The organism is Melghirimyces thermohalophilus (genome assembly GCF_900102685.1).
Classification (GTDB): Bacteria; Bacillota; Bacilli; order Thermoactinomycetales; family DSM-45169; genus Melghirimyces; species Melghirimyces thermohalophilus.
Genome location: NZ_FMZA01000003.1, coordinates 81191 through 102002, shown reverse-complemented (window position 1 = coordinate 102002; position 20812 = coordinate 81191). Strand labels below are relative to the sequence as shown.

The 20812-nt window shown below is 51.3% G+C and carries 20 protein-coding genes and 1 pseudogene; 9 read left to right on the top strand and 12 right to left on the bottom strand.

The features are described 5' to 3' along the window. Positions 1-85: 85 nt before the first annotated feature. Positions 86-226 (bottom strand): hypothetical protein, encoded by a 141-nt coding sequence (locus BLP91_RS16570; protein ID WP_171049737.1) that lies wholly within the window; start codon positions 224-226, stop codon positions 86-88. Between the two features lie 448 nt (positions 227-674). Here BLP91_RS16570 and BLP91_RS02955 point away from each other — a divergent pair, with 448 nt between their 5' ends. Together BLP91_RS02955 and BLP91_RS02950 are read left to right on the top strand one after the other, a co-directional pair. Then, entirely contained in the window at positions 675-1151 is a 477-nt protein-coding gene (locus BLP91_RS02955; protein ID WP_091566510.1) for a cupredoxin domain-containing protein, read from the top strand. A gap of 112 nt (positions 1152-1263) precedes the next feature. After that, entirely contained in the window at positions 1264-1692 is a 429-nt protein-coding gene (locus BLP91_RS02950) for a hypothetical protein (protein WP_091566509.1), read from the top strand. A 36-nt stretch (positions 1693-1728) separates the two neighbouring features. On the opposite strand, the gene kynB is transcribed toward BLP91_RS02950, so the two are convergent. From kynB to BLP91_RS02925, 5 genes are all read right to left on the bottom strand, one after another. Then, complete coding sequence (kynB, locus tag BLP91_RS02945; protein WP_091566508.1) at positions 1729-2358, bottom strand: arylformamidase; 630 nt, start codon at positions 2356-2358, stop codon at positions 1729-1731. After that, complete coding sequence (gene kynU, locus BLP91_RS02940; RefSeq protein ID WP_091566507.1) at positions 2355-3629, bottom strand: kynureninase; 1275 nt, start codon at positions 3627-3629, stop codon at positions 2355-2357. Before kynU ends, kynB begins: the two co-directional genes overlap by 4 nt. Before the next feature lie 18 nt (positions 3630-3647). Continuing rightward, complete coding sequence (gene kynA / locus BLP91_RS02935) at positions 3648-4484, bottom strand: tryptophan 2,3-dioxygenase (RefSeq protein ID WP_425412164.1); 837 nt, start codon at positions 4482-4484, stop codon at positions 3648-3650. Between the two features lie 54 nt (positions 4485-4538). Then, complete coding sequence (locus BLP91_RS02930) at positions 4539-5399, bottom strand: SagB/ThcOx family dehydrogenase (protein WP_091566506.1); 861 nt, start codon at positions 5397-5399, stop codon at positions 4539-4541. Positions 5400-5504: 105 nt separating this feature from the next. After that, positions 5505-5909: a PaaI family thioesterase gene (locus BLP91_RS02925; RefSeq protein ID WP_091566505.1), complete on the bottom strand. Its 405-nt coding sequence runs from the start codon at positions 5907-5909 to the stop codon at positions 5505-5507. A gap of 115 nt (positions 5910-6024) precedes the next feature. On the opposite strand from BLP91_RS02925, the gene BLP91_RS02920 reads away from it, so the two are divergent. Next, positions 6025-6564 carry a methyltransferase family protein gene (locus BLP91_RS02920; RefSeq protein ID WP_091566504.1) on the top strand — a complete coding sequence of 180 codons (540 nt, stop codon included), beginning with the start codon at positions 6025-6027 and terminating at the stop codon, positions 6562-6564. A gap of 34 nt (positions 6565-6598) precedes the next feature. Here BLP91_RS02920 and BLP91_RS02915 read toward each other — a convergent pair whose 3' ends face one another. Continuing rightward, positions 6599-6997, bottom strand: coding sequence for an acyl-CoA thioesterase (locus tag BLP91_RS02915; RefSeq protein WP_091566502.1), 399 nt, complete (start codon positions 6995-6997; stop codon positions 6599-6601). 132 nt (positions 6998-7129) lie between these two features. On the opposite strand from BLP91_RS02915, the gene BLP91_RS02910 reads away from it, so the two are divergent. After that, complete coding sequence (locus tag BLP91_RS02910; protein ID WP_245662064.1) at positions 7130-8722, top strand: alkaline phosphatase family protein; 1593 nt, start codon at positions 7130-7132, stop codon at positions 8720-8722. Positions 8723-8766: 44 nt separating this feature from the next. Here BLP91_RS02910 and BLP91_RS02905 read toward each other — a convergent pair whose 3' ends face one another. Next, positions 8767-9903, bottom strand: coding sequence for a DUF819 family protein (locus BLP91_RS02905; RefSeq protein WP_176757785.1), 1137 nt, complete (start codon positions 9901-9903; stop codon positions 8767-8769). A gap of 370 nt (positions 9904-10273) precedes the next feature. On the opposite strand from BLP91_RS02905, the gene BLP91_RS16565 reads away from it, so the two are divergent. The 3 genes from BLP91_RS16565 (at position 10274) to lepB (ending at position 12558) form a co-directional block, all read left to right on the top strand. Further along, a complete protein-coding gene (locus tag BLP91_RS16565) occupies positions 10274-10426 on the top strand; it encodes a hypothetical protein (protein WP_176757784.1) in 153 nt (50 codons plus the stop codon). A 149-nt stretch (positions 10427-10575) separates the two neighbouring features. Continuing rightward, positions 10576-11829: an L-lactate MFS transporter gene (locus BLP91_RS02900; RefSeq protein ID WP_091566498.1), complete on the top strand. Its 1254-nt coding sequence runs from the start codon at positions 10576-10578 to the stop codon at positions 11827-11829. Between the two features lie 141 nt (positions 11830-11970). Continuing rightward, entirely contained in the window at positions 11971-12558 is a 588-nt protein-coding gene (gene lepB / locus BLP91_RS02895) for a signal peptidase I (protein WP_091566496.1), read from the top strand. 34 nt (positions 12559-12592) lie between these two features. Here the strand turns inward: lepB and BLP91_RS02890 are convergent, their stop codons facing one another. The 4 genes from BLP91_RS02890 to BLP91_RS02875 form a co-directional block, all read right to left on the bottom strand. Beyond that, positions 12593-12835 (bottom strand): hypothetical protein, encoded by a 243-nt coding sequence (locus BLP91_RS02890; RefSeq protein WP_143003445.1) that lies wholly within the window; start codon positions 12833-12835, stop codon positions 12593-12595. A 69-nt stretch (positions 12836-12904) separates the two neighbouring features. Continuing rightward, positions 12905-14083, bottom strand: a complete 1179-nt coding sequence (locus BLP91_RS02885) for a glycosyl hydrolase family 18 protein (protein WP_091566493.1) — start codon at positions 14081-14083, stop codon at positions 12905-12907. A 107-nt stretch (positions 14084-14190) separates the two neighbouring features. Beyond that, positions 14191-17844, bottom strand: a complete 3654-nt coding sequence (locus BLP91_RS02880) for a dynamin family protein (RefSeq protein ID WP_091566491.1) — start codon at positions 17842-17844, stop codon at positions 14191-14193. Positions 17845-18108: 264 nt separating this feature from the next. Beyond that, on the bottom strand, positions 18109-19167 hold the full coding sequence (locus BLP91_RS02875) for an SDR family oxidoreductase (protein ID WP_245662062.1): 1059 nt from the start codon (positions 19165-19167) through the stop codon (positions 18109-18111). Between the two features lie 175 nt (positions 19168-19342). On the opposite strand from BLP91_RS02875, the pseudogene BLP91_RS17485 reads away from it, so the two are divergent. Together BLP91_RS17485 and gltC are read left to right on the top strand one after the other, a co-directional pair. After that, positions 19343-19545: pseudogene (locus tag BLP91_RS17485) on the top strand (glycerol dehydrogenase); the annotation flags it as partial. Positions 19546-19867: 322 nt separating this feature from the next. Beyond that, positions 19868-20773 (top strand): glutamate biosynthesis transcriptional regulator GltC, encoded by a 906-nt coding sequence (gene gltC, locus BLP91_RS02870; RefSeq protein WP_091566489.1) that lies wholly within the window; start codon positions 19868-19870, stop codon positions 20771-20773. The last annotated feature ends 39 nt before the right edge of the window (positions 20774-20812 follow it).

Sequence of the window (20812 nt, the reverse complement as noted above, 5' to 3'; positions counted from 1 at the left end):
GGTCGATCTGCCGATGTTATGTAGCCGACCGTCTCTCTCCTAAACAGCAAAACAGAGGGCTGAGTCAGCCCTCCACCAGCAAATATCATTTCATCACTTCGGCCAGAATGGCACCGACCAAAGCAATCCCCATAAACAGGCCGGTAAAAATTATCGTCCCTTTTACCATGTCCAGAAAATCGTTTTCTTCTTCATGTTGATTACGGGGTTCCGTCTGGGAGCTCATCTTCCAACCTCCTGCGTTTCCGGACAGCAACACAGCTGTCCTAGGCTTCAATATCTTTTCCCAACCTAAGTATAGCATGCTTTGTATGCGCGGAAAATACTCTTATACCCGTATCTGTTTCGGCCCCCTGCTCCCCCTTCCACCGGGAATGCCGCGAGGATCCCCTCCCGGTCCAAGGTCGGAACTGTCGCCTTTGATGACAAAAGACATGCAACCGTTGTTTGTCCAGGGATAAAACCTGTTTTATCGAGGTAGATCAGCTCAAGGGGCTCTCTCTTCGACAACCTGCCGCAGGAATCCAGCATGGAAACCCCTCCGAACCGAAACATTTGTTCTTATTATATGTTTCCCCCATATAACGATGCAAGATCCAAATATCAGGACGCAGGGTTAAACAAGACTGTTTCTGTCGATAAAAATAGTATAACGTGACAAGGAGGGATTCTTCATGACTACATCCCGACAGTGGCTTTATCTGAGCTTCGCTTTCGCCCTCGTTTTGATCGCTACCGCGGCCCTGCTTCCCATCCCCTGGTTCAACGGCAACACAGTCGTTGAAGAAGTGGAAGAGGTTTCCTCCCGCGCCCCCGCCCCAGCCGATCAAACCTTCCATCTCGTCACCACTGAGTATAAGACCGAACATCGGGGTAAGGAGTTGGAAGTTTACCGTTGGAACCCGGGTAACCTGGTTGTCAGAGAAGGGGATCGCGTCCACCTGGTTTTACACGGTCTCCATGGCAAGGAACACCATTTCTCATTGAAAGAATTCGGGGTGCAAGGAACTGTGCGCAAAGGGGAGAAGACCACCGTCAACTTTACCGCTGACCGCCCAGGAACCTACGAGCTGGTTTGCGACAATCATCATACAGCCAAATCCAACGGCCCGATGGTGGCCTATATTACCGTCCTCGGTAAAGAAGGATAAAACCGCGTAAGACTGGGCTTTCTAAACAGGAAGCCCTTTTTTGCCGCGACAACTTGCGGTTTGCTACAATCAGAATAGAGCGACTTCAACACCCTGAGGATGGAGGGGTTCCATGAATATTCGGTTTTCCACCCCGCATCAATACGTTTTTATCCACGAAGATGTGAAGCACCTACTGATCCTGTGGTCCAAGGAAGCAAAAAAGCAACTTTTTGTCGTGGAAGAGGAAGGAGAGTGCATGACTCTCACCTATCCCGGGGAGACTTATCTGGAAACGGTATGGGCCCAGGTGGAACCGGTCTTCTTCCGGCGCCTAGAAACCGAAGAGGCCGACTTCCCCGTGGTGTTGGGAGCGACCTTTCATTTTCGGGGACAGCGGATCGGGATGTATTATAACCGGGAACAGCCCAGCGGTCCCCCTTATTTCTTCCGTTTGGCAGACGGGGAATTAAAAGATATCCCTGACGAGGAATACGAAGAGGTCGCCCGCACTTTCATGAATGAATTCCCCGAATATATCCAAGAGGAAAAAAACAGCTGACCCGCTTCAATAGATGCCGGAATAAACCGGCATCTATCATGTTTTCTGGGGCTTCAACACCGCCCGTACCGGACTGCCGTCGCCATCAGCCAAAGGAAGCGGCAACGCCACCAATTCATAATCACCGGGAGCGACGTGGTCCAACACCAACCCCTCCAATATATGGATTCCATGGTGGTTAAGGGCATGGTGTGCAGGCAACGCTTTACTGTTCAGAGGATCCACCGAAGGAAGATCCAGCCCCACAAGCCGGATGCCCTTTTGTGACAGCCAGGGGGCCAAGTCGGGATCGATCGCAGGAATCGATGATGGAAAGGCTGACCTTTCCGTCCAGGCATCCGTTCGAATCAACAGACGGGTCACCCCTGTCAAGTCTTCACCAGACAATTCCCGGGAGGTGATCGCTTGCGGCCGGTGGAGATGGATCACCCGAGCGTTCCCGATATAAAGGTCTGTATCTAAGTCGATCACTCGTCTTCCGTCGGAATCAAAATGAAAAGGTGCATCGATGTGGGTACCGGTGTGGGTGCTCATCACCACTTGACCTACATTGACAGAACCGGTCTCTTCCTTACTCCATGTCAACCGATAAGTAAAGGGGCTGTCCCCGGGCCAAACGGGTATTTTCTCTGTCAACACCTGAGATATATCGATCCAACCGCTCATGAAACCACCTCCCGTCTTGCCTTATGCCGTCGGTAATCCTTTGTCTCCATAATCTCTTTTAGAATGCGGACCGCCTCCCAGATCTCAGTATAGCTAGTATACAGAGCGACTGGAGCGAGGCGGATCACATCCGGGGGCCGAAAGTCGGGAACCACCCCTTTTTCTTTCAAGGATTTACAGATCCGGACCGCTTCCCTATGGGCCAGACTAATATGGCCCCCACGTCGCTCATCCTCTATGGGATTACCCATCGCAAATCTCCACTCCCCCAATTCCTGCTCCACCAACTCCATTAAGAAGCGGGTCTGTTTTAGGGATTTTTTCCGGATGAGGTCGATTCCCGCATCATTGAACATCTCCAAGGAACCGATCAAAGGTGCCAAACTGAGGATATGGGGGGTTCCGATCTGATAAGCGCCGGCATCGGCGGCGGGGACCAAGCGATGATCCATATCAAATTGAACCCTTTTGTCGGAGCTAAACCACCCGGCTAATCCCGGCCGCCCTCCGTGGTGTTTGTCGTGGACAAATAGGCTCGCAACAGCACCGGGACCTCCATTCAAATACTTATAATTGCACCAGAAGGCGAAATCCACCCCCCAATCGTGCAGGTGGTGAGGGATGGCTCCGACAGAGTGGCAAAGATCGAACCCGATGGGAATCCCCCGTTTCCGAGCCGCCTCTGTCAACCTTTTCATATCCAGCACCTGTCCGCTCCGGTACAAAACCGACGGCAGGACTATGATCGCCACCTCATCGGTCATCGCAGCGATCAGGTCCTCTTCATCCAACAGCTGTCCATCCCGGGAGGCGACTTGGATCAGATGTTTTCCCGGATCCAACCCGTGCAGACGGAGGTGACTCTGCATCGCATAAATATCCGAAGGGAAAGTGAGGGAATCAGCCAATATTTTGGTTCGCTTCCCTTCTGGCCGATAAAATGTCGCCAACAGTTGATGCAGGTTGACTGTGGTGGAGCCGGTGACGATCACTTCTGCCGGGTCCGCTCCTACTAAGGGAGCGCTCTTTTTGCCCAGTTCTTCTGACAGGGAAAACCAGGGATAACGGCCCGAAGTCCAACCGTCGATCCCACATTTCCGCCAACTGTTCAGCACGTCTAGACAAGTTTGTTCCGCCCGCTTCGACATCAGGCCGAGGGAGTTTCCATCCAGATAGATCTGTCCCTCGGGGAGGTAAAACTCTTCCCGATACCGACTTAAATCGTCTTCCTGATCCCATCGTTCCGCCGTCTTTCGCGTCCGTTCCATCATGAGCCCTCCTCATCGTCATTACAACTGTGTACGCAAACTCCACAGCTCAGGGAAAAAGCAGTGGTCCAGGATCCGCTTTAGATAACTGACGCCGGCAGAACCACCGGTACCCGGTTTGTGGCCGATGATCCGTTCCACCGTTTTCATATGTTTATACCGCCATTGTTGCTGTTTATCTTCAATATCGACCAATTTTTCCGCCAACTCATACAGATCCCAGTAACGATCCACATCCCGGTAGACGGCTAACCACGCCGCTTCCACACTGGGATGAGGGGAATGATTTACCGACCAGTCCCGATCGAGACAGGAGGGATCCACCGGCAAACCCCGGTCGGCAAGAGCCTGGATCGAAACATCATAAATACTGGGGGCATACAACGCTTTTTCCAACCGTTGATACAAGTCAGGCCGATGGCGATGGACCTCCAGTACCCTTCGATTTTTATAACCGAGGGCAAATTCGATCAAACGATACTGCCACGACTGAAACCCCGAGGAATGACCCAGCCGATCCCGGAACTGCATATATTCCGAAGGTGTCAGTGTGGACAGCACATCCCAGGACTGAATCAATTGCTCCTGGGTTCTTGCCACCCGAGCCAGCATCTTGAACACCGGCTCCAGCTCGCCGGAACGAACCCCTTGGATCGCTGCTTCCAGTTCATGCAGGATCAACTTCATCCACAACTCACTCGTCTGATGAATGATGATAAATAACATTTCATCGTGGTGTCCCGACAGCCGCTGTTGACTTTTTAAAATTCGATCCAGTTGTAGATAGTCCCCATAGGTCATCTCTTCGCTGAAATCGGTATGAATGTCCGGTTGACCCGACTTTTTGTTCACCATCATCCTCCCCCTTTTTCCTCCTGTTTGGGATATATGAAAAAACGCCACTCGGATAACTTACTCCCTTTCCGAAGCTTTCCCCACCGGAACCAAATAGAGGGGGGCCAACTCCGCTCCCGCTTTACCCAAAATGTTTGCGGCTTGTCGATCCCGGAAGCCGCCGATGGGAGCTGCATCCCAATCCATCGCCTGTGCTACCAGCTGCAGATTTTGCATCATATGTCCGGCCTCCATCAGGCAAAAGCGAATCCCCCGAAAGCCATAGCCTTCCTCGGCCCGCGTAAGATCAACGGCGATAATCAGGCAGAAACTAAACTCCATATCCGGCTGCACCAGAGCCTTCTCCACTTCTCCGTCCGGTTCACAGGGAAACAACACGTGCCCTTGGCTGAGATATTCGTAAAGCCCCGGTTCCAGGGACTCCATCTGCCGATTGAGGACGAAGATCCGATTGGGATAGAGAGGCCCCGCCGACGGATACATCCGCCTGTCGTCCTCGTCACTTCCCACCGCCCACTTTAAGTAGACACCCAGTTCACAGACCGTCCCTTGCGGCAAGGGGCGCATCTTATTGGGGGATCGCCGGGCGACCAAGGTCGACGCTAACGACCGATCCGGCAAATCCCCTGCACGCAGGTGGATCATTCCTTGTTGATTTGTCACACGGGAAGAATTCAAGTGTCGGGACACGATCGGGGGCCAGGCGGTCGCTTCATGAACCCATTTCAAAGGAGACTGCGGCTCAGCCTGCAGCAAACTCTTTTCCAGTAACTGCCTAACTGCGGGAACAGATGCTCCGCCCTTTTCTTCAAGCAGCACCTTTGTCTCCCCAAGGGAAAATTCCCAACCCTCCGTTGTCGGACAAACACGGACACCCGGCTTTAACCGATACTCTTTTTTATCCTCATCGTCGTTCAAGACGGAACCTCCCCCGCTTTGTCATATAAGTAAAACTATTTGTTGCATAATTGTAACATAAGAATCTTTTCATAAAAAAAGACGCCTCCTTGGCGTCTTTTTCCTTTACTTCTCTTTTTGTTTGGGTACAACCGCCATGGTACAGCGGGAAATGCAGATAAGTCGTTCTTCTTCATCGGTGATGCGAACTTCCCACACCATGGTGGAGCGCCCTTTGTGAAAGGGAGTCGCCACGGCGGTAACCATCCCCTCACGCTTGGAGCGAATATGGTTGGCATTGATCTCCAGCCCGACGGTGATTTCATTTTCCTGATCGCAATTGAGCCAGGCACCATAGCTGGCTGCCGTTTCCGCCAACAAGACGGATACACCTCCGTGAAGGATGCCAAAGGGTTGGTGGTGACGGGCGTCTACCGGCATCTTCATCACGACGCGGTCAGGATTGATCTCCTCAGTCTGAATGCCCAATAATTGAACCACATGATCAGGGTTCGACGTTTCCCGGTTCATAAAATCCCTCCTTTTGCTGATTTGCCAGCTGTCCGGTCCCGACGGGCCAGCCGCCGTTTCTCTCAACACCCCGTCTTCATAGAATGTCCTATCAAATCAAGAGGACGGATGTTCTATGATCGGGTTGGCATACAGTCCCGTTATCCTTTACATCTTTTTGGAAAGTGTGCGAGAACAGCCTCGGGGAGAGCGGAGAAAAGACCGTATCTCCACACTGCTCCTGGGCGCAGCGCTATGCCTGATGGTCGCCTGTCCCACTCTGGTCTTTCTTTCCAACGGCTTTCCCAGTCAACACCTTTTCTTTTATCTCGGAATCTTCATCGGGATCGCGGGGGTTTGGCTTCGCTGGAAAGCGATGCGGACACTGGGCCGCTTCTTTAGTCGAAACATCGGGATCCAACAAGAACACCGGGTGATCGACACCGGATTTTACCGGTTCATTCGCCATCCCGGCTACCTCGGCACCTTGATCACCTTTTTCGGATTTGCCTTAAGCACGTGCTGGTGGCCGGTTGTCCTGATCAATGGCTGCTGTTTCCTGATCGCCTACAGTTACCGAATGCATGTGGAGGAAAAAATGTTGATCGCCTTTTTCGGCAGCGCATACCGAAACTATCAGTCCCGGACCTGGCGGTTGATCCCTCTGATCTATTAAAACTTTTCCCCTTCGGAGAAGAAGGGCTTTTTCCTCACACTGACTGGAGCAAGCTTTTCACCTCGGAAGGCAGCTCTACCGCTTTTCTCCGCTTGGCATCGATCAACACCCAGGTAATTTCCGCCTCACAGGCGAGATCACCCCTGGAGTTAAATGCTTTTTGGCCCACCACACTGCTTTTTGTACCGGAGCGAATCGGTTCGGAAATGATCTTCACCTGTTCATCCAATTTCAGTTCCTTGCGATAATCGATACGGAGATGGACCACCACCGGCAAAAGCTGTCGCCGTGTTAACTCGTCCATCGACAAACCTAACTTTTTCAGCCATTCAAACCGAGCCCATTCCATGTATTCCAGGTACTTGGCGTGATTGACATGGCCGATCATATCCACATCGGTGGATCGAACCGTTAAATGAAATTCGTGTCGCATCGGTCGGCCTCCCCTTATAGAAGTAAACATAGTATACCATAAAATGAATGACCATTCATTCACAAATTGTATAAAAACCCAGCAAAAAAGCCACCATTTGGTTAGACCTCTTTTTTGAAGGACGTGATCGGTGTGTGGTGGATTGGGATCGCCTTCGTGATCATCATCATCATTTTTCTGTTGACCCAAAAACCGAAACCCAAAAGTAAGGAGAAAGATTTGTCCCGCGTCTCTTCCCAGACGGGCAGACGAAAAGTGATTTGGCTGATGGTCGACTCTCTGATGGCCCCCGCCGTGGATCTGGGGGTTAAAAACGGGGAATTACCAGCCATCTCCTTTCTGATCCAACACGGTCATTATCAGAAGGGTTTGGTCAGCTCCTTTCCCACGATGTCTGTTACCGCCGACACCTCCTTTTTAACTGGTGCCTACCCGGATCAACACGGGGTTCCGGGGCTGATCTGGTTCGACGAGCAGCAAAAGCGCCTGGTCAACTACGGAACCGGGCTGGGGGAGATGATCCAGGACGGTTGGAATCAGGTTGCGGAGGACGCGATCATCAACCTGAATCAAAAACACCTAAATCCACAAGTTCAAACCGTTTATGAAGAATTGGAAAAACAAGGTATCAAAACCGGCTCTGTCAACGGTATGATCTACCGCGGCACACGGGATCATGAACTTACCTTTCCCGTCTGGATGTCCGTTCCGTCCTCGATCCCTCGTCGCCTTTCAGTAAAAGGACCCGATTTTCTCAGCCTGGGCGCCCTCACCAATCCACTCCAGGAAAAGATCTCCCTACCCGATGGTCCCTTATCGGAATTCGGACTAAAGGATGCCTATTCCATTGATACGGTGAAGTTTCTGATCAAAGAAAACCGACTTCCCAATTTTCTGTTCGTCTATCTGCCGGATCCAGACAAACCGATCCACGGGAAAGGACCGGGTCCCCAGGAACGACAGGAATTGCAGAAAGTGGATCGGGAAATCGCCCAACTCCTGGACGCTTTTGGCAGTTGGGATGAAGCCCTTCGACAGGCAATCTGGGCGGTCTGCGGAGATGGGGGACAGACGGCGATCCATCCAGCGGATCAACAGCCCGTCGTCCGCTTGGACCAACTCTTGCAAAATTATAAAACCCTCCAGCCGGGCCGACAACCGGATGAGAATACGGATGTGGTGCTGGCTGTCAACGAACGATCTGCTTATGTCTATGCTTTGAAAGAGGAGGTCCAGCTGGAAGAACTGGCGGATCGATTAAAAGAGGACGATCGCATCGATATCCTGGCCTGGGTCGATGATGATGGTTGGGTCCGCATCGTCAATAGCGTGAAACAGAAACAAATGCGGTTTCGACCGGGAGGAGAATGGACGGATCCCTACAGTCAAACATGGGAATTGGAGGAGGAGCCAGCCGCACTGGATTTGAATCTGGATCAGAAGCGAAAGCAGATCACCTATGGGGAGTATCCGGATGGCTTGGTTCGTCTGCACGCCGCCTTACACTCCCATGCCGGCCGTTACCTCCTGGTAACCGCTCGTCCTGGATACGAACTGGCGGACACTGCTTCCCCCACCCACAAAGGGGGAGCGGGCCACGGCTCACTCCATCGAATCGATTCCACCGCCCCTTTGATCATCGCCGGAACGGATCAACTTCCGTCGCGTTGGCGCATCGTCGACCTGAAAGATTATATTTTGACCCTGTTGACCCCATCTCCATAAGTGAGCTGCCAAAAAGCCTGACCATATCGGCCAGGCTTTTTCAATCAACCGCCCATCAACATCCACTGTATCCAATGTGCCATGAATATCCCGACATAGTTTCCAACAGCATAACCTAATACCCCGAGCAGGACCGCCGGGGTGATCAAGGGGGTCCATCTTTTGGAGCTGGCCAACGCCAGCGCCGTTGACGGACCGCCCACACAAGCCTGACTGGCCACCGCCAACATTTCAATTTCCACTTTAAAAATTCGGCCCATTCCAAACAAGATAAGGGCGTGGACACCCACCATCACCGATAGGAACAGAAACACGACAGGACCTTTATTTACTAATGTGCTGAGAATGGTACCCGCACCCATGGTGGCGAAGAAGAAGTGAAGCAGAAAATTACCCACCTCCCCTCCCCCTCGCAAGCGGTTCACTGGAGTAAATGCCGCCAACAACAAAGCCAAGGTGGTATACCAGATCACGGAAGGGATTTCAAAGCCAGCCCATCGATTGATCACCGGAGTCACCGACTCCGCAATCGCCACCACTGTAAAAGTGACTGCCGCCAACAGGACCAAATCCTGAATGGAGACACCCTTCCGGTTCCAAAACTCGATCCCCTGTTCCTCGGCTCTCTTCGCCGTCTGCCTTCGGATACTGGGATACCATCGAATCAGCAGGGCCGGCAAGATCGCCGTCATCACCATCCACACGTTGGTCATGATATTATCGGCAGCCGCTCCGGTCGCAAATAAGGTTTCCGAAGTATCCAGGGCGTTCCCGACAGCGGCATAGTTGACCCCCCCACCGATGTAACTGGCTGCGAATTGGCCGCCCAGTTTCCACGCTTCCGGTCCGATCCAGCTGGCTGTCAACCCGATGGCCACACCCGCACCGACCATTGTTCCGATCATTCCCAATAGGATGGCCACCACGGCAGATCGGCCCAAGGAACGCAACCGGCTCAAATCCGAAGATAACAACAACAGGACGATGGCAAGCGGCACGGCATAGTCATTGGCAAAGACGTAAATCGGGTGGATCGTATCGACACCTACTGAGGGGGGGATCACCCCGAAATTAACCAGCAACGCCCCACCGGAAATGACGAGAATGGCTGTCCCCAGAAAGGAAAACAGTCGAAAGCGACGGTCCAGCCAAAACGATACGGCAATAAGGGATGTAATCATTGCTCCAACTCCAAAGGGAGTGGTGATAAGCGCATCACTTGGCATCAGACCTACCTCCATTCTGTATCCGGAATTGGTCCAATCATAAGCACATCATAACAAAAAATACTTAAAAAACCGGACGATTCCTCCTCTCTTATTCAATCTATGCAATAGGATTAAGGGATAACAGCAAACGAATTTTCCCCTGATGATTCATCATCCGTACGATAAAGGATTTTGACATTGTGACGAAATCACATATGATAGAAATAGAATGGAAACTCTACATAATGGATGCCAGTGAAAGGAGGAAGGAATCCCGCCTATCCAGTTATCCGGGTCATACAGCCGCGGAACACCGGGAGAGGAGAGAAAGAGGGACTGTCCCATGGACAACGTAAAGATCATTTGCAGAGGGATGCTCTATGTCGCCGTCTCCGGAAAAACTGCCGGCAAAGGCTACACGGAACAGGAAGCGCTCATCAATCTGAAAAAAAAATTGGAAAAAAAAGAGCCAACGGAACCAGAAAATAAAGAGTAATCGGATAGAAACAGGTCAGCCGCAGGGTTGACCTTTTATTTATTTTCCGAGCAGGTATCGGTTGTGATAAAAGGTTGATTCATGGTAGTATAGTAAAAAATATATTTCGGAATATTATGATTTATATGCGTGACGTTAGGAGGAACCGGATGAAACAACATAAAAACCGTTGGTTGATCGCCGCCTGTGCAGTCGGTATCCATCTCTCGATCGGTTCGGTTTATGCTTGGAGCGTTTTTACCAATCCCCTCAAAAGCCGTTTCGGGTGGGATGACAGCGAGATCGCCTTCACCTTCAGCCTCGCCATTCTTTTTTTGGGATTGTCCGCCGCTTTTCTCGGCCACTTTGTTGAAAAATACGGTCCCCGAAAAGCCGGTATTTTAGCCGCCGTCTTTTTCGGCATCGGCGTTACCGGATCCGGCCTTGCCGTCCAAATCGGATCCCTGTTTCTCCTGTACTTTTTTTACGGTGTACTGGGCGGAATTGGCCTCGGAGTGGGATACATCGCCCCAGTATCCACCCTAGTCAAATGGTTCCCCGACCGTCGGGGGTTGGCGACAGGCTTGGCCATCATGGGGTTCGGCTTCGCCTCCCTGATCAGCGGACCGATTATGGCCCGGCTGATCGAATGGACCGGAATCGCACCCACCTTTTATATTTTGGGTCTGGTCTATTTTGCGCTGATGCTCTCGTCTTCCCTTTATCTGGAGCCCCCGCCGGCAGACTGGCTGCCCCGTGGTTACAAACAACAGCTGCAGCAGGGGAAACAGCAAAAGATCGACAAACCCGTCCCATTGACAGCCCGGCAATCCCTAAAAACCCGACGCTTTTATTTTCTGTGGTTGATGTTGTTTATCAACGTCACCTGCGGTATCGCCATCATTTCCGTCGCCTCTCCGATGGCCCAAGAAATCACCGGGATGAGTGCCTTCGCCGCTGCCTCCATGGTGGGGCTGATGGGCTTATTTAACGGCTTCGGGCGGATCGGCTGGGCCTCCTTATCGGATGTTATCGGGCGCCCCAACACATATACCGCCTTTTTTCTGATCCAACTAGCCGCTTTTTTTCTACTGCCCCACACAACCCATCCACTCCTGTTCCAGATCCTGATCTTTTTGATCCTCACCTGTTATGGAGGCGGCTTCTCCTCCATCCCGGCCTATATCGGAGATCTGTTCGGCACCAGGGAACTGGGAGCGATTCACGGATACATTCTTACCGCTTGGGCCGCAGCAGGATTGGCCGGCCCCTCCCTCACCTCTTTGGTACGGGAGGCCACAGGCAGCTACACCTCAAGTCTGACCTTATTCGCCAGCTTGTTTATCATCGCTCTAATCCTGTCCATCTGGATACGATCGGATATACGGAACAAAGTCGCCCCACCCACCCGTCACAGCGCCTAGGGAGACTTAAATCATCGTCTGGGGATCGTATCCCCATTCTCCATCTTTTTCAGCAGACATCGTCATAAATCCCCATTCATCCGTTATAATGAAAAAAGGTTCATGGATCCATATTGAAACACAAAATGTGAAGGGGATTTTATGAAACTGATCCGAACGCTGATTCATTGGTCGATCTCACTGTTAATCGCGGCAACTCTCTCCCTGTTGATTACCACTTTCCTGATCGAACCCGCAGAAGTGAACGGCCAATCGATGCAACCCACTTTGCAGGACAACAACTATATCCTGATCTCCAAACTGCCAAATACGTTTGACCAGGTCCCAGACTACGGGGATATCGTAGTGATCGACAGCGTGATCAACCGTGATCGGTCCCTGATGAGAGAATTTCAAGAGGCCTCCTTGTACCGGATGGTAACGGGCCAGGAAAAAGCTCACAACCGTTGGCTTAAACGGGTGATCGGCCGACCTGGTGACACCTTGGAGTTTAAAGACAACATCGTTTACCGAAACGGTCAACTCTTAAAGGAACCTTATCTTAAAGATGCAACCACTCCACCCCCGTCAGACGAAGACATGCATAAACTGACCGTCCCCGAGGGCCACGTTTTCGTCATGGGGGACAACCGGCACAACAGTCAAGACAGCCGGGCGATCGGCCCGATACCGATTGATCACGTACTGGGGAAAATGATCTTCCAAATGGAAGGATGGCCCCTCGGGTAAGGGAAAAACCCCCACTTGGTGAGTGGGGGTTCTGTTATGGCCGTTTGATGTAACACGCACGTTTGACCAAGAGTTGGTATTGCCGAAGCGCCTGCTCACGCTTATTCCACAGCTCATCGATCACATCTAAATTGCGAAATTGTTGGGCCCGGCGTAATTCCCGCTGTATCGGTGCCACTATCTGGCTGTAATACAGGTCGGATTCTTTGATCATTTTTTTCTTCGAGGGAAGATTCGGCTCCCGAGGCGGGTGGGATTGCCGCCTTCTCTTTTTCACCATCGGAACCACCCTTTGCTGCAGGATGGTTCATCCTATGCGGGCCGGACATTGACCGCGATTGTCCGTTTATTTCTTCTTGATGTTGAAGTTGTCCTGAAGGAGAGACCAGTTGCGAGGATACTCCTCTCCAAGCACCCAATATCCGATCCCGCGCAAGCGGTACTCCTTGATCAGATCAAACTTGGCCTGTGTAGACTGTTCATTCTCAAACCAGACCACATGCTTTTTCTGTTGATCATCCCGATAGTAAAAAAACGGTGCTTGATCGCGGTTGTTAAATTGGATCTTTGCCCCTGTTTTTTGAGCCAGCTCCATCGCTTCCTGGGGCGCCAATCGTTTGGCCGGAGGGCCATCCTTTTTGTATGGAAGCGTCCAATCATAGCCGTACAGCGGGGCTCCCATCACGATTTTTTCCCGAGGTATTTTGGTGACCGCGTGGTCCAATACCTTTTTCACCTGAGGAATCGGTGAAACGGCCATCGGGGGACCGCCAGACCAGCCCCATTCATAGGTCATCAGGATAACAAAATCGGCCACCTTGCCGTGAAACGCGTAATCGTGAGCTCCGTGCCAGGCACCGCCCTGTTTTTCACTCGATTTGGGAGCCAAAGCCGTCGACACGGTGAAACCTTCTTTTTTAATCGCCGGCAAAAAAGTCTCCAAAAAACCGTTGTACAGTTTCTTATCCTTTTCCTTAATATGTTCAAAATCGACGTTGAGAGCTTGATATCCTTTTTGTTTCATCACCCGGATCACATTGCGGGTAAGCCGTTGGCTCGCCTTTTTATCCGTAAAAATCTTATGAGCCACTTCCGGCCTGAAATTTCCTTCCTCGAAGTTGGTAATCACCAACATGGGAATCGCCCCGTGTTTGCGGGTCTCTTCCAAGGCTGGTTCATCCTTCTTCAGCGGAGTCAGTCCTCCGTCAGGCTTTACCCGGTAGCTGAAGAAACTGACGTAGGTCAGATGGTCCGCAACCTTGTTGACATCCTTCACCGCTTTTTGTTTATCCATCGGCTCCAGAAAGCCGAGGGATTCGATCTTGCGCTTGGCTGGTCGGTTTTCATCGGGTCCGGCCTGATTCTGATTTCGAACCTTTTCCACCTTCGGCGGGTGGGCAGACTGAGCTTTGTGGGGATTGTTTTCCCCACTACCGCTTCCCTGTTGCTGTTGCCCCCCACTACCGCCACATCCCGCTGTTACGAGGAGGATCGCGGTCATGGTGATACTGATCAATCTGTTCATATGGATCTCCCCTGATTGTTTTGATTGGATTGAAATCACCCTTAACCTTTCAAAAACCGGCGGAAATTATGCGATATAAAAAAGCATGCCGAAGGTCGGCATGCTTTTTACGTTTGTTTGCGGTCCAACTCCCGCAACAGGTCATTTAATTTTTCCACCGCTTGTTCATAATCAGAGGGATCCACCTCTTGAGACAATACATGGGACAGATCCTCGTAATACCCCGTGGCATCGGTCGTCCACTTTCTGCGGATATCCTCTACCGCATTTCGCCATTCTCCTTCATAGTGGTTTACCCACCGGGGCATCTCTTGGCGGAGATAATCGGCAACCGCCTCTTCCAGACCCGTTTTCATCACGTCCCGAACCCGAGTCTTTCCGCCTTTTTCAAAGAAGTCCCGGCTGTTTTTAAACAGAGAAACCGCCTGTTTAAAAGCTTCCGGTCCCAGTTCTGGAAAGGGTGGATTCCAATCCGGTGCTGATACCTCCCACTGCGGGTCACGGGATAAGGGAAGATTGCTGTTCAGCTGGTGAGCCTCTTCGAGGAAAGTGTCCATCAGCTGACTCAGCCCCCCGGCCATCCAGCGCTCCACCCGTAAGGAGGTGGCCCGCAATTCCTGCAGGAGGTCGGACCGTATAAACTCGATCATCTCCCGGACGCAGGCGTTCAGTTGTTTTTTGCTCCCTTGATTACCACTCAGCACCACAGGGTTAAAAATTTCGGCAAACACATCATGATACCGCAGCAACAATCTCTGTTTCACATAATATAATTGCTCTTCAATTTCCTGACGTAGCGCATGCTGGTCGGAGGGTCGCTCCATCCCCTCCAGAAGATGGCTTAAGGCCGCCTGTTCCTCCCGATAGGCTTCTTGCTTGCGCCGCCGATCCTTATTATCTTCTTTCGCATCCTGTAACAATCCCCGTAACACACCTCGGGCCCGGTTCAGGTCCGACTCCATGCTATGGAGAGAGACTGACATCAGGTCCACATTTAAAAAGGTGCTGAAAGCCTCCCGAAATCGACCCATCCCGGTGCCAGACGGCGGCAGATCCCCGTCGACCGCTTGGGGTTTTAACGCCTGAAGGCTGGAGACGGCATGCATCCGGGGCTTGCGGATCCCATATTGGAGGAGTTGGTCCTCCAAATAGGCCATCACATCCCGTCTTTCTCGATCTGATGAGGCCAGGTCCGCAGCATTCATGATAAAAAACATCTTATCCATTTCAAAGGCATCTTTCACCCGGCCCAACTGAATCAGAAACTCGCGATCCGCACGGGAAAATGCATGATTATAATAGGTGACAAACAGAATCGCATCGGCATCCTTGATATAGCGGAAGGCTACTTCCGTGTGGCGGGCGTGAATGGAATCGGCTCCGGGGGTATCCACCAACGTGACTCCCTGTCGGGTCAGGGGACAGTCATAATACAACTCAGCCAGCTCCACAAAGCAGGCACGGGATTCGTCAGATACATAACGGCTGAACGCCTCCAACGTAAAGCGGCGAGATTGGCCCAACATCCCGACCACCTCTTCGTATCCCTCCCGAAATGCACGCAGGAAGGAGAGAACCGTCTGTTTTCCAGGATCGGGATCGGAGCGTTCCAGCATCTCCGAAATCACCTCCAGGGAGTCCTCCAGAGAGTCGACGGTTTTTCCGTAGCGTTGGCAGGCTTGCTGCACCTCTTGCAACAAGGTCTCTTTTTCCTTAAATCGGATGATCACTTCTTTGTGCCGATTCTCGCCCTCTGGAGCGGAGATTCGGTTGATCGCAGCGGTGGTCGGGTTGGGGGAAACCGGTAATACGCGGTCTCCCATCAACGCGTTGGCAAAGGATGATTTCCCGGCACTAAAAGCACCAAAGAGGGCAACGGTAAAGTGTCGATTCTCTACTCGCTCCCGCTTCGCCGCCAGATCCTGCCGGATGGACTGGAGCGGTTTGATCCCTTCCATCACTGATTCCGCTTGGCGGAAGGTGACCAGCGCCGCTTCCGTCCGATTGGCCTCTACAGGAGTAGATGGAGCATCGGACGAGATTGGATCCTCGGTATCTGCCTTTTGCGACTCCTGCAGAGAGGGATCCATCGCTTCGGGCCAGTTCCCTTCTTTGATGACCGGACTCGTTTCCCCCAGAATCCGCTTCAGATCGACTTCTTCTTCCGGCACCATCCGGCCATCAAGGAGCGCGTTCAACACGGATTCCGCTTCGCGATAATCGGACTCCAATCGCTCTATCTTTTTAGCTGAGTCGATCCGCTCCTGCAAGCGGGTTAGTTCCATTTCTGCTTCCTTCTGTTGAACCGCGATCTGTTGCCGCAGCGCATCGGCGATGGAAGCAAACCAATCCATCGCCAGACGGCGGTATTTCTGTTTGATTTTTTCCGAGAGATCGGCCGTGTACTTCAAAACATAGTCCCCGCTCAAGCCGGCGCCCTCTTTCACCGTTTCCTTTAACAGACCCCCGTGGACCGGGGATTCCCATTTGTATATTCCGGCCACCCGCTCTTCGCTGTAGATCCCCTTTTCATTCAGAAATCGGACCCCATACTGCTTGATGTGAACATCCAACTGGGCATCCACAGTCTGCTGCACGGCGTTCAAAAAGGATTGATACCGACTTTCTTTCTCTTTTTCCGTTTTTCCTCGGGAAAACAACCATCCCACTCGAAACTTGGTCAAGATCGTCTCTAAGTACAGGCGGGCCCGTTCCCGGTTTTCGTAGGGCATCAGGTAAGCATTGGCTAGGATATCTTCCAAACCCTTACGAAATTCGGCATCCGTCTGTTCCCACGCCTGATCGAGCCGTGTTCGCTCTTGTTGCCAAAAGTGGTATTCCCGCTCCAACTCCGATCTGGGCTCTGCTTCAGCCGCATATTCTTCCGCAATGCTTCGCTTCCGTTCCTCCAAAACCCGTAGGTGTTCCCGAACCAGATGGGAAGCTTCCCGATAAAGGCTCTGCTCCAACAGCTCGCTTCGATTCAGCACCAGCTCGCGAATCTGCTGTTTCAAATCATTCAAGGCGTTGTGCGGGTGGTCCGGCTGCCTCAGGGAGGTGTAAAACACCCCGTCCACCGCCGGTTCCCACCCGGAAAACGTCTCTTCTACCCGCTCTCGGAAGCGGTCAAAGGATAGCTCTTCTTCTCGATGTTTGTCGATTTGGTTGATGACCAGATAGACCTGTTTGTTCCGCTCCTTTAAACGACGGACAAAGTGAAGATTTCCTTCTGATTGCACATGGTTGTAATCCATCACATAAAAGATCGCATCCGCCAGGTGGAGGGCTGCTTCTGTCGACCTCCGATGAGCATCGTCGGTAGAATCCACCCCGGGAGTATCCAATAGAGTGACCCCCTCCGGTAATGGGGCATCTTGCCGATAGACTTCCACCGCAGTCACTTCTTCTCCGTTTTGACACAACCTTTGCAAATCGGCATCTGTATACGCACCGCGATATTCATGGCGTTCACCGGAGGTGAGCGTCATCACCACCCGATCCTCCCCGGCGCGAACCTTCACTACATTGGCACTTGTCGGGACGGGGCTTGTCGGAAGCAATTCTTTCCCGTACAACTCGTTTAACAGCGTCGATTTCCCCGCCGAAAAATGGCCGCAAAAAGCCACTGTAAACTCCTCTTGATCCCATTTTCGGATCAAATCCCGGATTCGGCCCTGATGCAGCTCGTCATTCCTCAAACCCATCAGACGATCGATCTCGGCCAACCGGTGGATCATTCCTGCTGTCAAAGTCTCAACCACGGTTCGTTTCCCCTTTGATCATAATTCCATTCCGATGTCTTGCTACAATACTTCTATGTTAATACAAGTGGAAAAGGGAAGTAAACGAATTCTCTTCACAAAAAATCCCCCGCCGCTGAATTGCGGACAGGGGTATGTCAAGACCAGACCAAAAAGTAAGAGGGATTCTTACCTTTATAATCTATTATTCGTAAGGGGTATCGATTTTTAGGTACCTTTTCATCTCTTTTTTAAAAGTTTTTTTTGCAAAATGGTCCTGTCCGTTTAACGGATCGGAATCTTCTTAGCAGTATCCTCCCGATGCTCCTGATAATAACGTACCAGATTGGGTAAGTAGGATTTAAAATCAGGACAGTGGATTCCTCCCTCCCGCAGGACCGACTGCGTCCAGGAGCTGTCATAATCAGATTGACTGGACATATAGGAGATCGCTTCTTTTTCTACGCCGAAATAGCGTCGGATCATGCGGATGGACATCATCGCTTTCGCTATTTTTTCCGGAATGGTATAGCGCGGTTTCTTTCCAAGCAACTCCTCTGCGATCATCTCGTAGACTTCCCGGGCGGAATAGGGAGACGGATCGGTCAGATGAAAGGTTCCGTCTTTCCCCGCATGGGTCAAATATACTGTGGATTGAATGATATAGTCCACCGGCACAATATTGAAAGGGTTTTCACCTTTACCCACATAAGGAACCGGAAACGGGTTCATGGCATCCAAATAACGGAAGATGAAATAAGGACCGTCAAATTTCTCCGTCTCTCCCGTTTGGGAATCCCCGACGACGACCCCAGGTCGGATAATAGTGGTTGGAACCCCTTTTAAATCACGCACCAGTTTCTCCGCTTCAAATTTGGTCTCTTCATAATGATTTTTAAAATCCTGGCCACATGCCAAATCCTCTTCCGTCACCTTCCCGGTCCGCGTTCCCGAAACATAAGCGGTGCTGAAATACACATACCGCTTCAGATGTGTTAAGGACTGTACAAACCGGTTCACATGGTCCGTGCCCTTTACATTGACCTTATAGGCGGCATCTTTGGGAACAGCCAGATCATAAATGGCCGCCAGGTGCAGGAAATGGGTCACCTCTTCCCGGAGGCGGTTCGTCTCTTCCTCGGGGATCCCCAAGTCTTCCAGAGTGATATCCCCCTCCAGCAGGTGCACATGGTCTTGTGAGCCGATCTGTTGACGAGCTTTATCCATTTGACTGGGATGAACGAGAAAGGTGAAGCGAGCGGAGGGGTCATGTTGGACCAATCCGCGAAACAGCCGGCCAGAGAGGAATCCGGGATACCCTGTTAACATGTAATGATTGGACAAAAGCGATCACCTCAAACTCGATTTTCCGGACTAAGCGGATACGATTCCGTATCACTAATTTTAATAAACAAAATCATTTTTCTCAACTGTAATTTAAGAATATTTATACAAAGGGAACGCTTTTATCTGATCGCTTTGTTCCTACGGATAATCGGCAAACAAAACCTCATACTAAATGGGAGAACAAAAGGAAAGGGTGTATCGATTGGCTGAACGAGTCTTTATCAGCCCCTCCAAATATGTGCAAGGTAAAAACGCCTTCGAACAAATCGGAACATATTTAAAAGGGATCGCTCAAGGAGCTGTCGTCATCGCGGATCAAACTGTTTAGAAATTGCCGGACACCAAGTGGTCCAGGAATTGCAAAAGGAAGACATTCCAGGCCTTTCAGATCACCGCAGATGAAGTGGCTGATGCGATTGTAGCCGCCGATCAATACGCCCGAGCATATCAAGAAGCAGATCCATTCTCCTAATCCAGCCACATCGCCTGGATATCGACCTCTTAAAGCAGACACAGGCCCTCTGTGGACGGAACTGCTTTAAGGGGTTTTTTCGTTAAACAACAGCCCTCTGTAAGTTGATCCTCCCTTTTCTGCAACGATTTATTATTTTAGTAGCGAGGATCGATCGGTACGTTATAATGTTGGATAAAAAACAATCTCTGTATGATATTAATTAATGATCCGGAGGTCTATCCCATGGAGCTGAGACAGATCCAATATTTTATTGAAGTGGCGAAACGGGAACATGTCACTGAGGCAGCCAACGCCCTTCATGTAGCACAATCTGCAGTCAGTCGGCAAATCGCCAACCTGGAATCGGAACTGGGCGTGCAACTTTTTGTCAGGGAAGGGAGGAACGTGCGATTAACCGCCTTAGGTCGGATCTTTTTGGAACACGCGGAAAAATCAGTTTTCGCCATCGACAAAGCATTGGTGGAGATCGAGGAGTTTTTGGATCCGGAGCGGGGCACGATTCGGCTCGGTTTTCCCAGCAGTATGGCATCACATATCCTGCCGCGGGTGATTTCCGCTTTCCGGGTACTTTATCCCAACATCAACTTTCAACTCCGACAAGGTTCCATGCGACAACTGATCGACTCCTTGATTCGTGGGGAGTTGGAGCTGGCCATGATCGCTCCTGTCCCCTCCGACACCCGGGATTTTAAGGGGGATATTTTTTTCTCTGAAAAGCTGGTGGCCCTGCTCCCCTCCAACCATGACTTGTCTGACCAACCCGCTTTGCGTTTAGACCAGCTGCGGAATCATTCATTTGTCCTCTTTCCCTCCGGTTTCGTTTTGTATCAAATCGTGGTGGAAGCATGCCAGCAGATGGGTTTTACACCCGATGTATCCTTTGAAGGTGAGGATATCGATGCCATCAAAGGCTTGGTCGCTGCCGGCCTCGGCGTCACCATCCTCCCGGAGATCACCTTGATGGAAAGCATTCCACAGGGAACGGTCAAAATCCCCATCAGCGAACCAGAACTGACCCGCACCGTCGGAATCATCGTCCCTAAAAACCGAGATCTTCCTCCATCGGAACAACTGTTTTATGATTTTCTGAAAGACTTCTTCGCCAACCTAGACCGATTCCGAAGTTGAAACCACATCCAGACAAAAGGGACAGGGTTTAATCCCTGC

Coding starts and splice junctions, on each gene's coding strand:
- BLP91_RS16570 (WP_171049737.1), bottom strand. CDS start 226: ATGAGCTCCCAGACGGAACCCCGTAATCAACATGAAGAAGAAAACGAT.
- BLP91_RS02955 (WP_091566510.1), top strand. CDS start 675: ATGACTACATCCCGACAGTGGCTTTATCTGAGCTTCGCTTTCGCCCTC.
- BLP91_RS02950 (WP_091566509.1), top strand. CDS start 1,264: ATGAATATTCGGTTTTCCACCCCGCATCAATACGTTTTTATCCACGAA.
- kynB (WP_091566508.1), bottom strand. CDS start 2,358: ATGAGCGGTTGGATCGATATATCTCAGGTGTTGACAGAGAAAATACCC.
- kynU (WP_091566507.1), bottom strand. CDS start 3,629: ATGATGGAACGGACGCGAAAGACGGCGGAACGATGGGATCAGGAAGAC.
- kynA (WP_425412164.1), bottom strand. CDS start 4,484: ATGATGGTGAACAAAAAGTCGGGTCAACCGGACATTCATACCGATTTC.
- BLP91_RS02925 (WP_091566505.1), bottom strand. CDS start 5,909: ATGAACCGGGAAACGTCGAACCCTGATCATGTGGTTCAATTATTGGGC.
- BLP91_RS02920 (WP_091566504.1), top strand. CDS start 6,025: ATGATCGGGTTGGCATACAGTCCCGTTATCCTTTACATCTTTTTGGAA.
- BLP91_RS02915 (WP_091566502.1), bottom strand. CDS start 6,997: ATGCGACACGAATTTCATTTAACGGTTCGATCCACCGATGTGGATATG.
- BLP91_RS02905 (WP_176757785.1), bottom strand. CDS start 9,903: ATGATTACATCCCTTATTGCCGTATCGTTTTGGCTGGACCGTCGCTTT.
- BLP91_RS16565 (WP_176757784.1), top strand. CDS start 10,274: ATGGACAACGTAAAGATCATTTGCAGAGGGATGCTCTATGTCGCCGTC.
- BLP91_RS02900 (WP_091566498.1), top strand. CDS start 10,576: ATGAAACAACATAAAAACCGTTGGTTGATCGCCGCCTGTGCAGTCGGT.
- lepB (WP_091566496.1), top strand. CDS start 11,971: ATGAAACTGATCCGAACGCTGATTCATTGGTCGATCTCACTGTTAATC.
- BLP91_RS02885 (WP_091566493.1), bottom strand. CDS start 14,083: ATGAACAGATTGATCAGTATCACCATGACCGCGATCCTCCTCGTAACA.
- gltC (WP_091566489.1), top strand. CDS start 19,868: ATGGAGCTGAGACAGATCCAATATTTTATTGAAGTGGCGAAACGGGAA.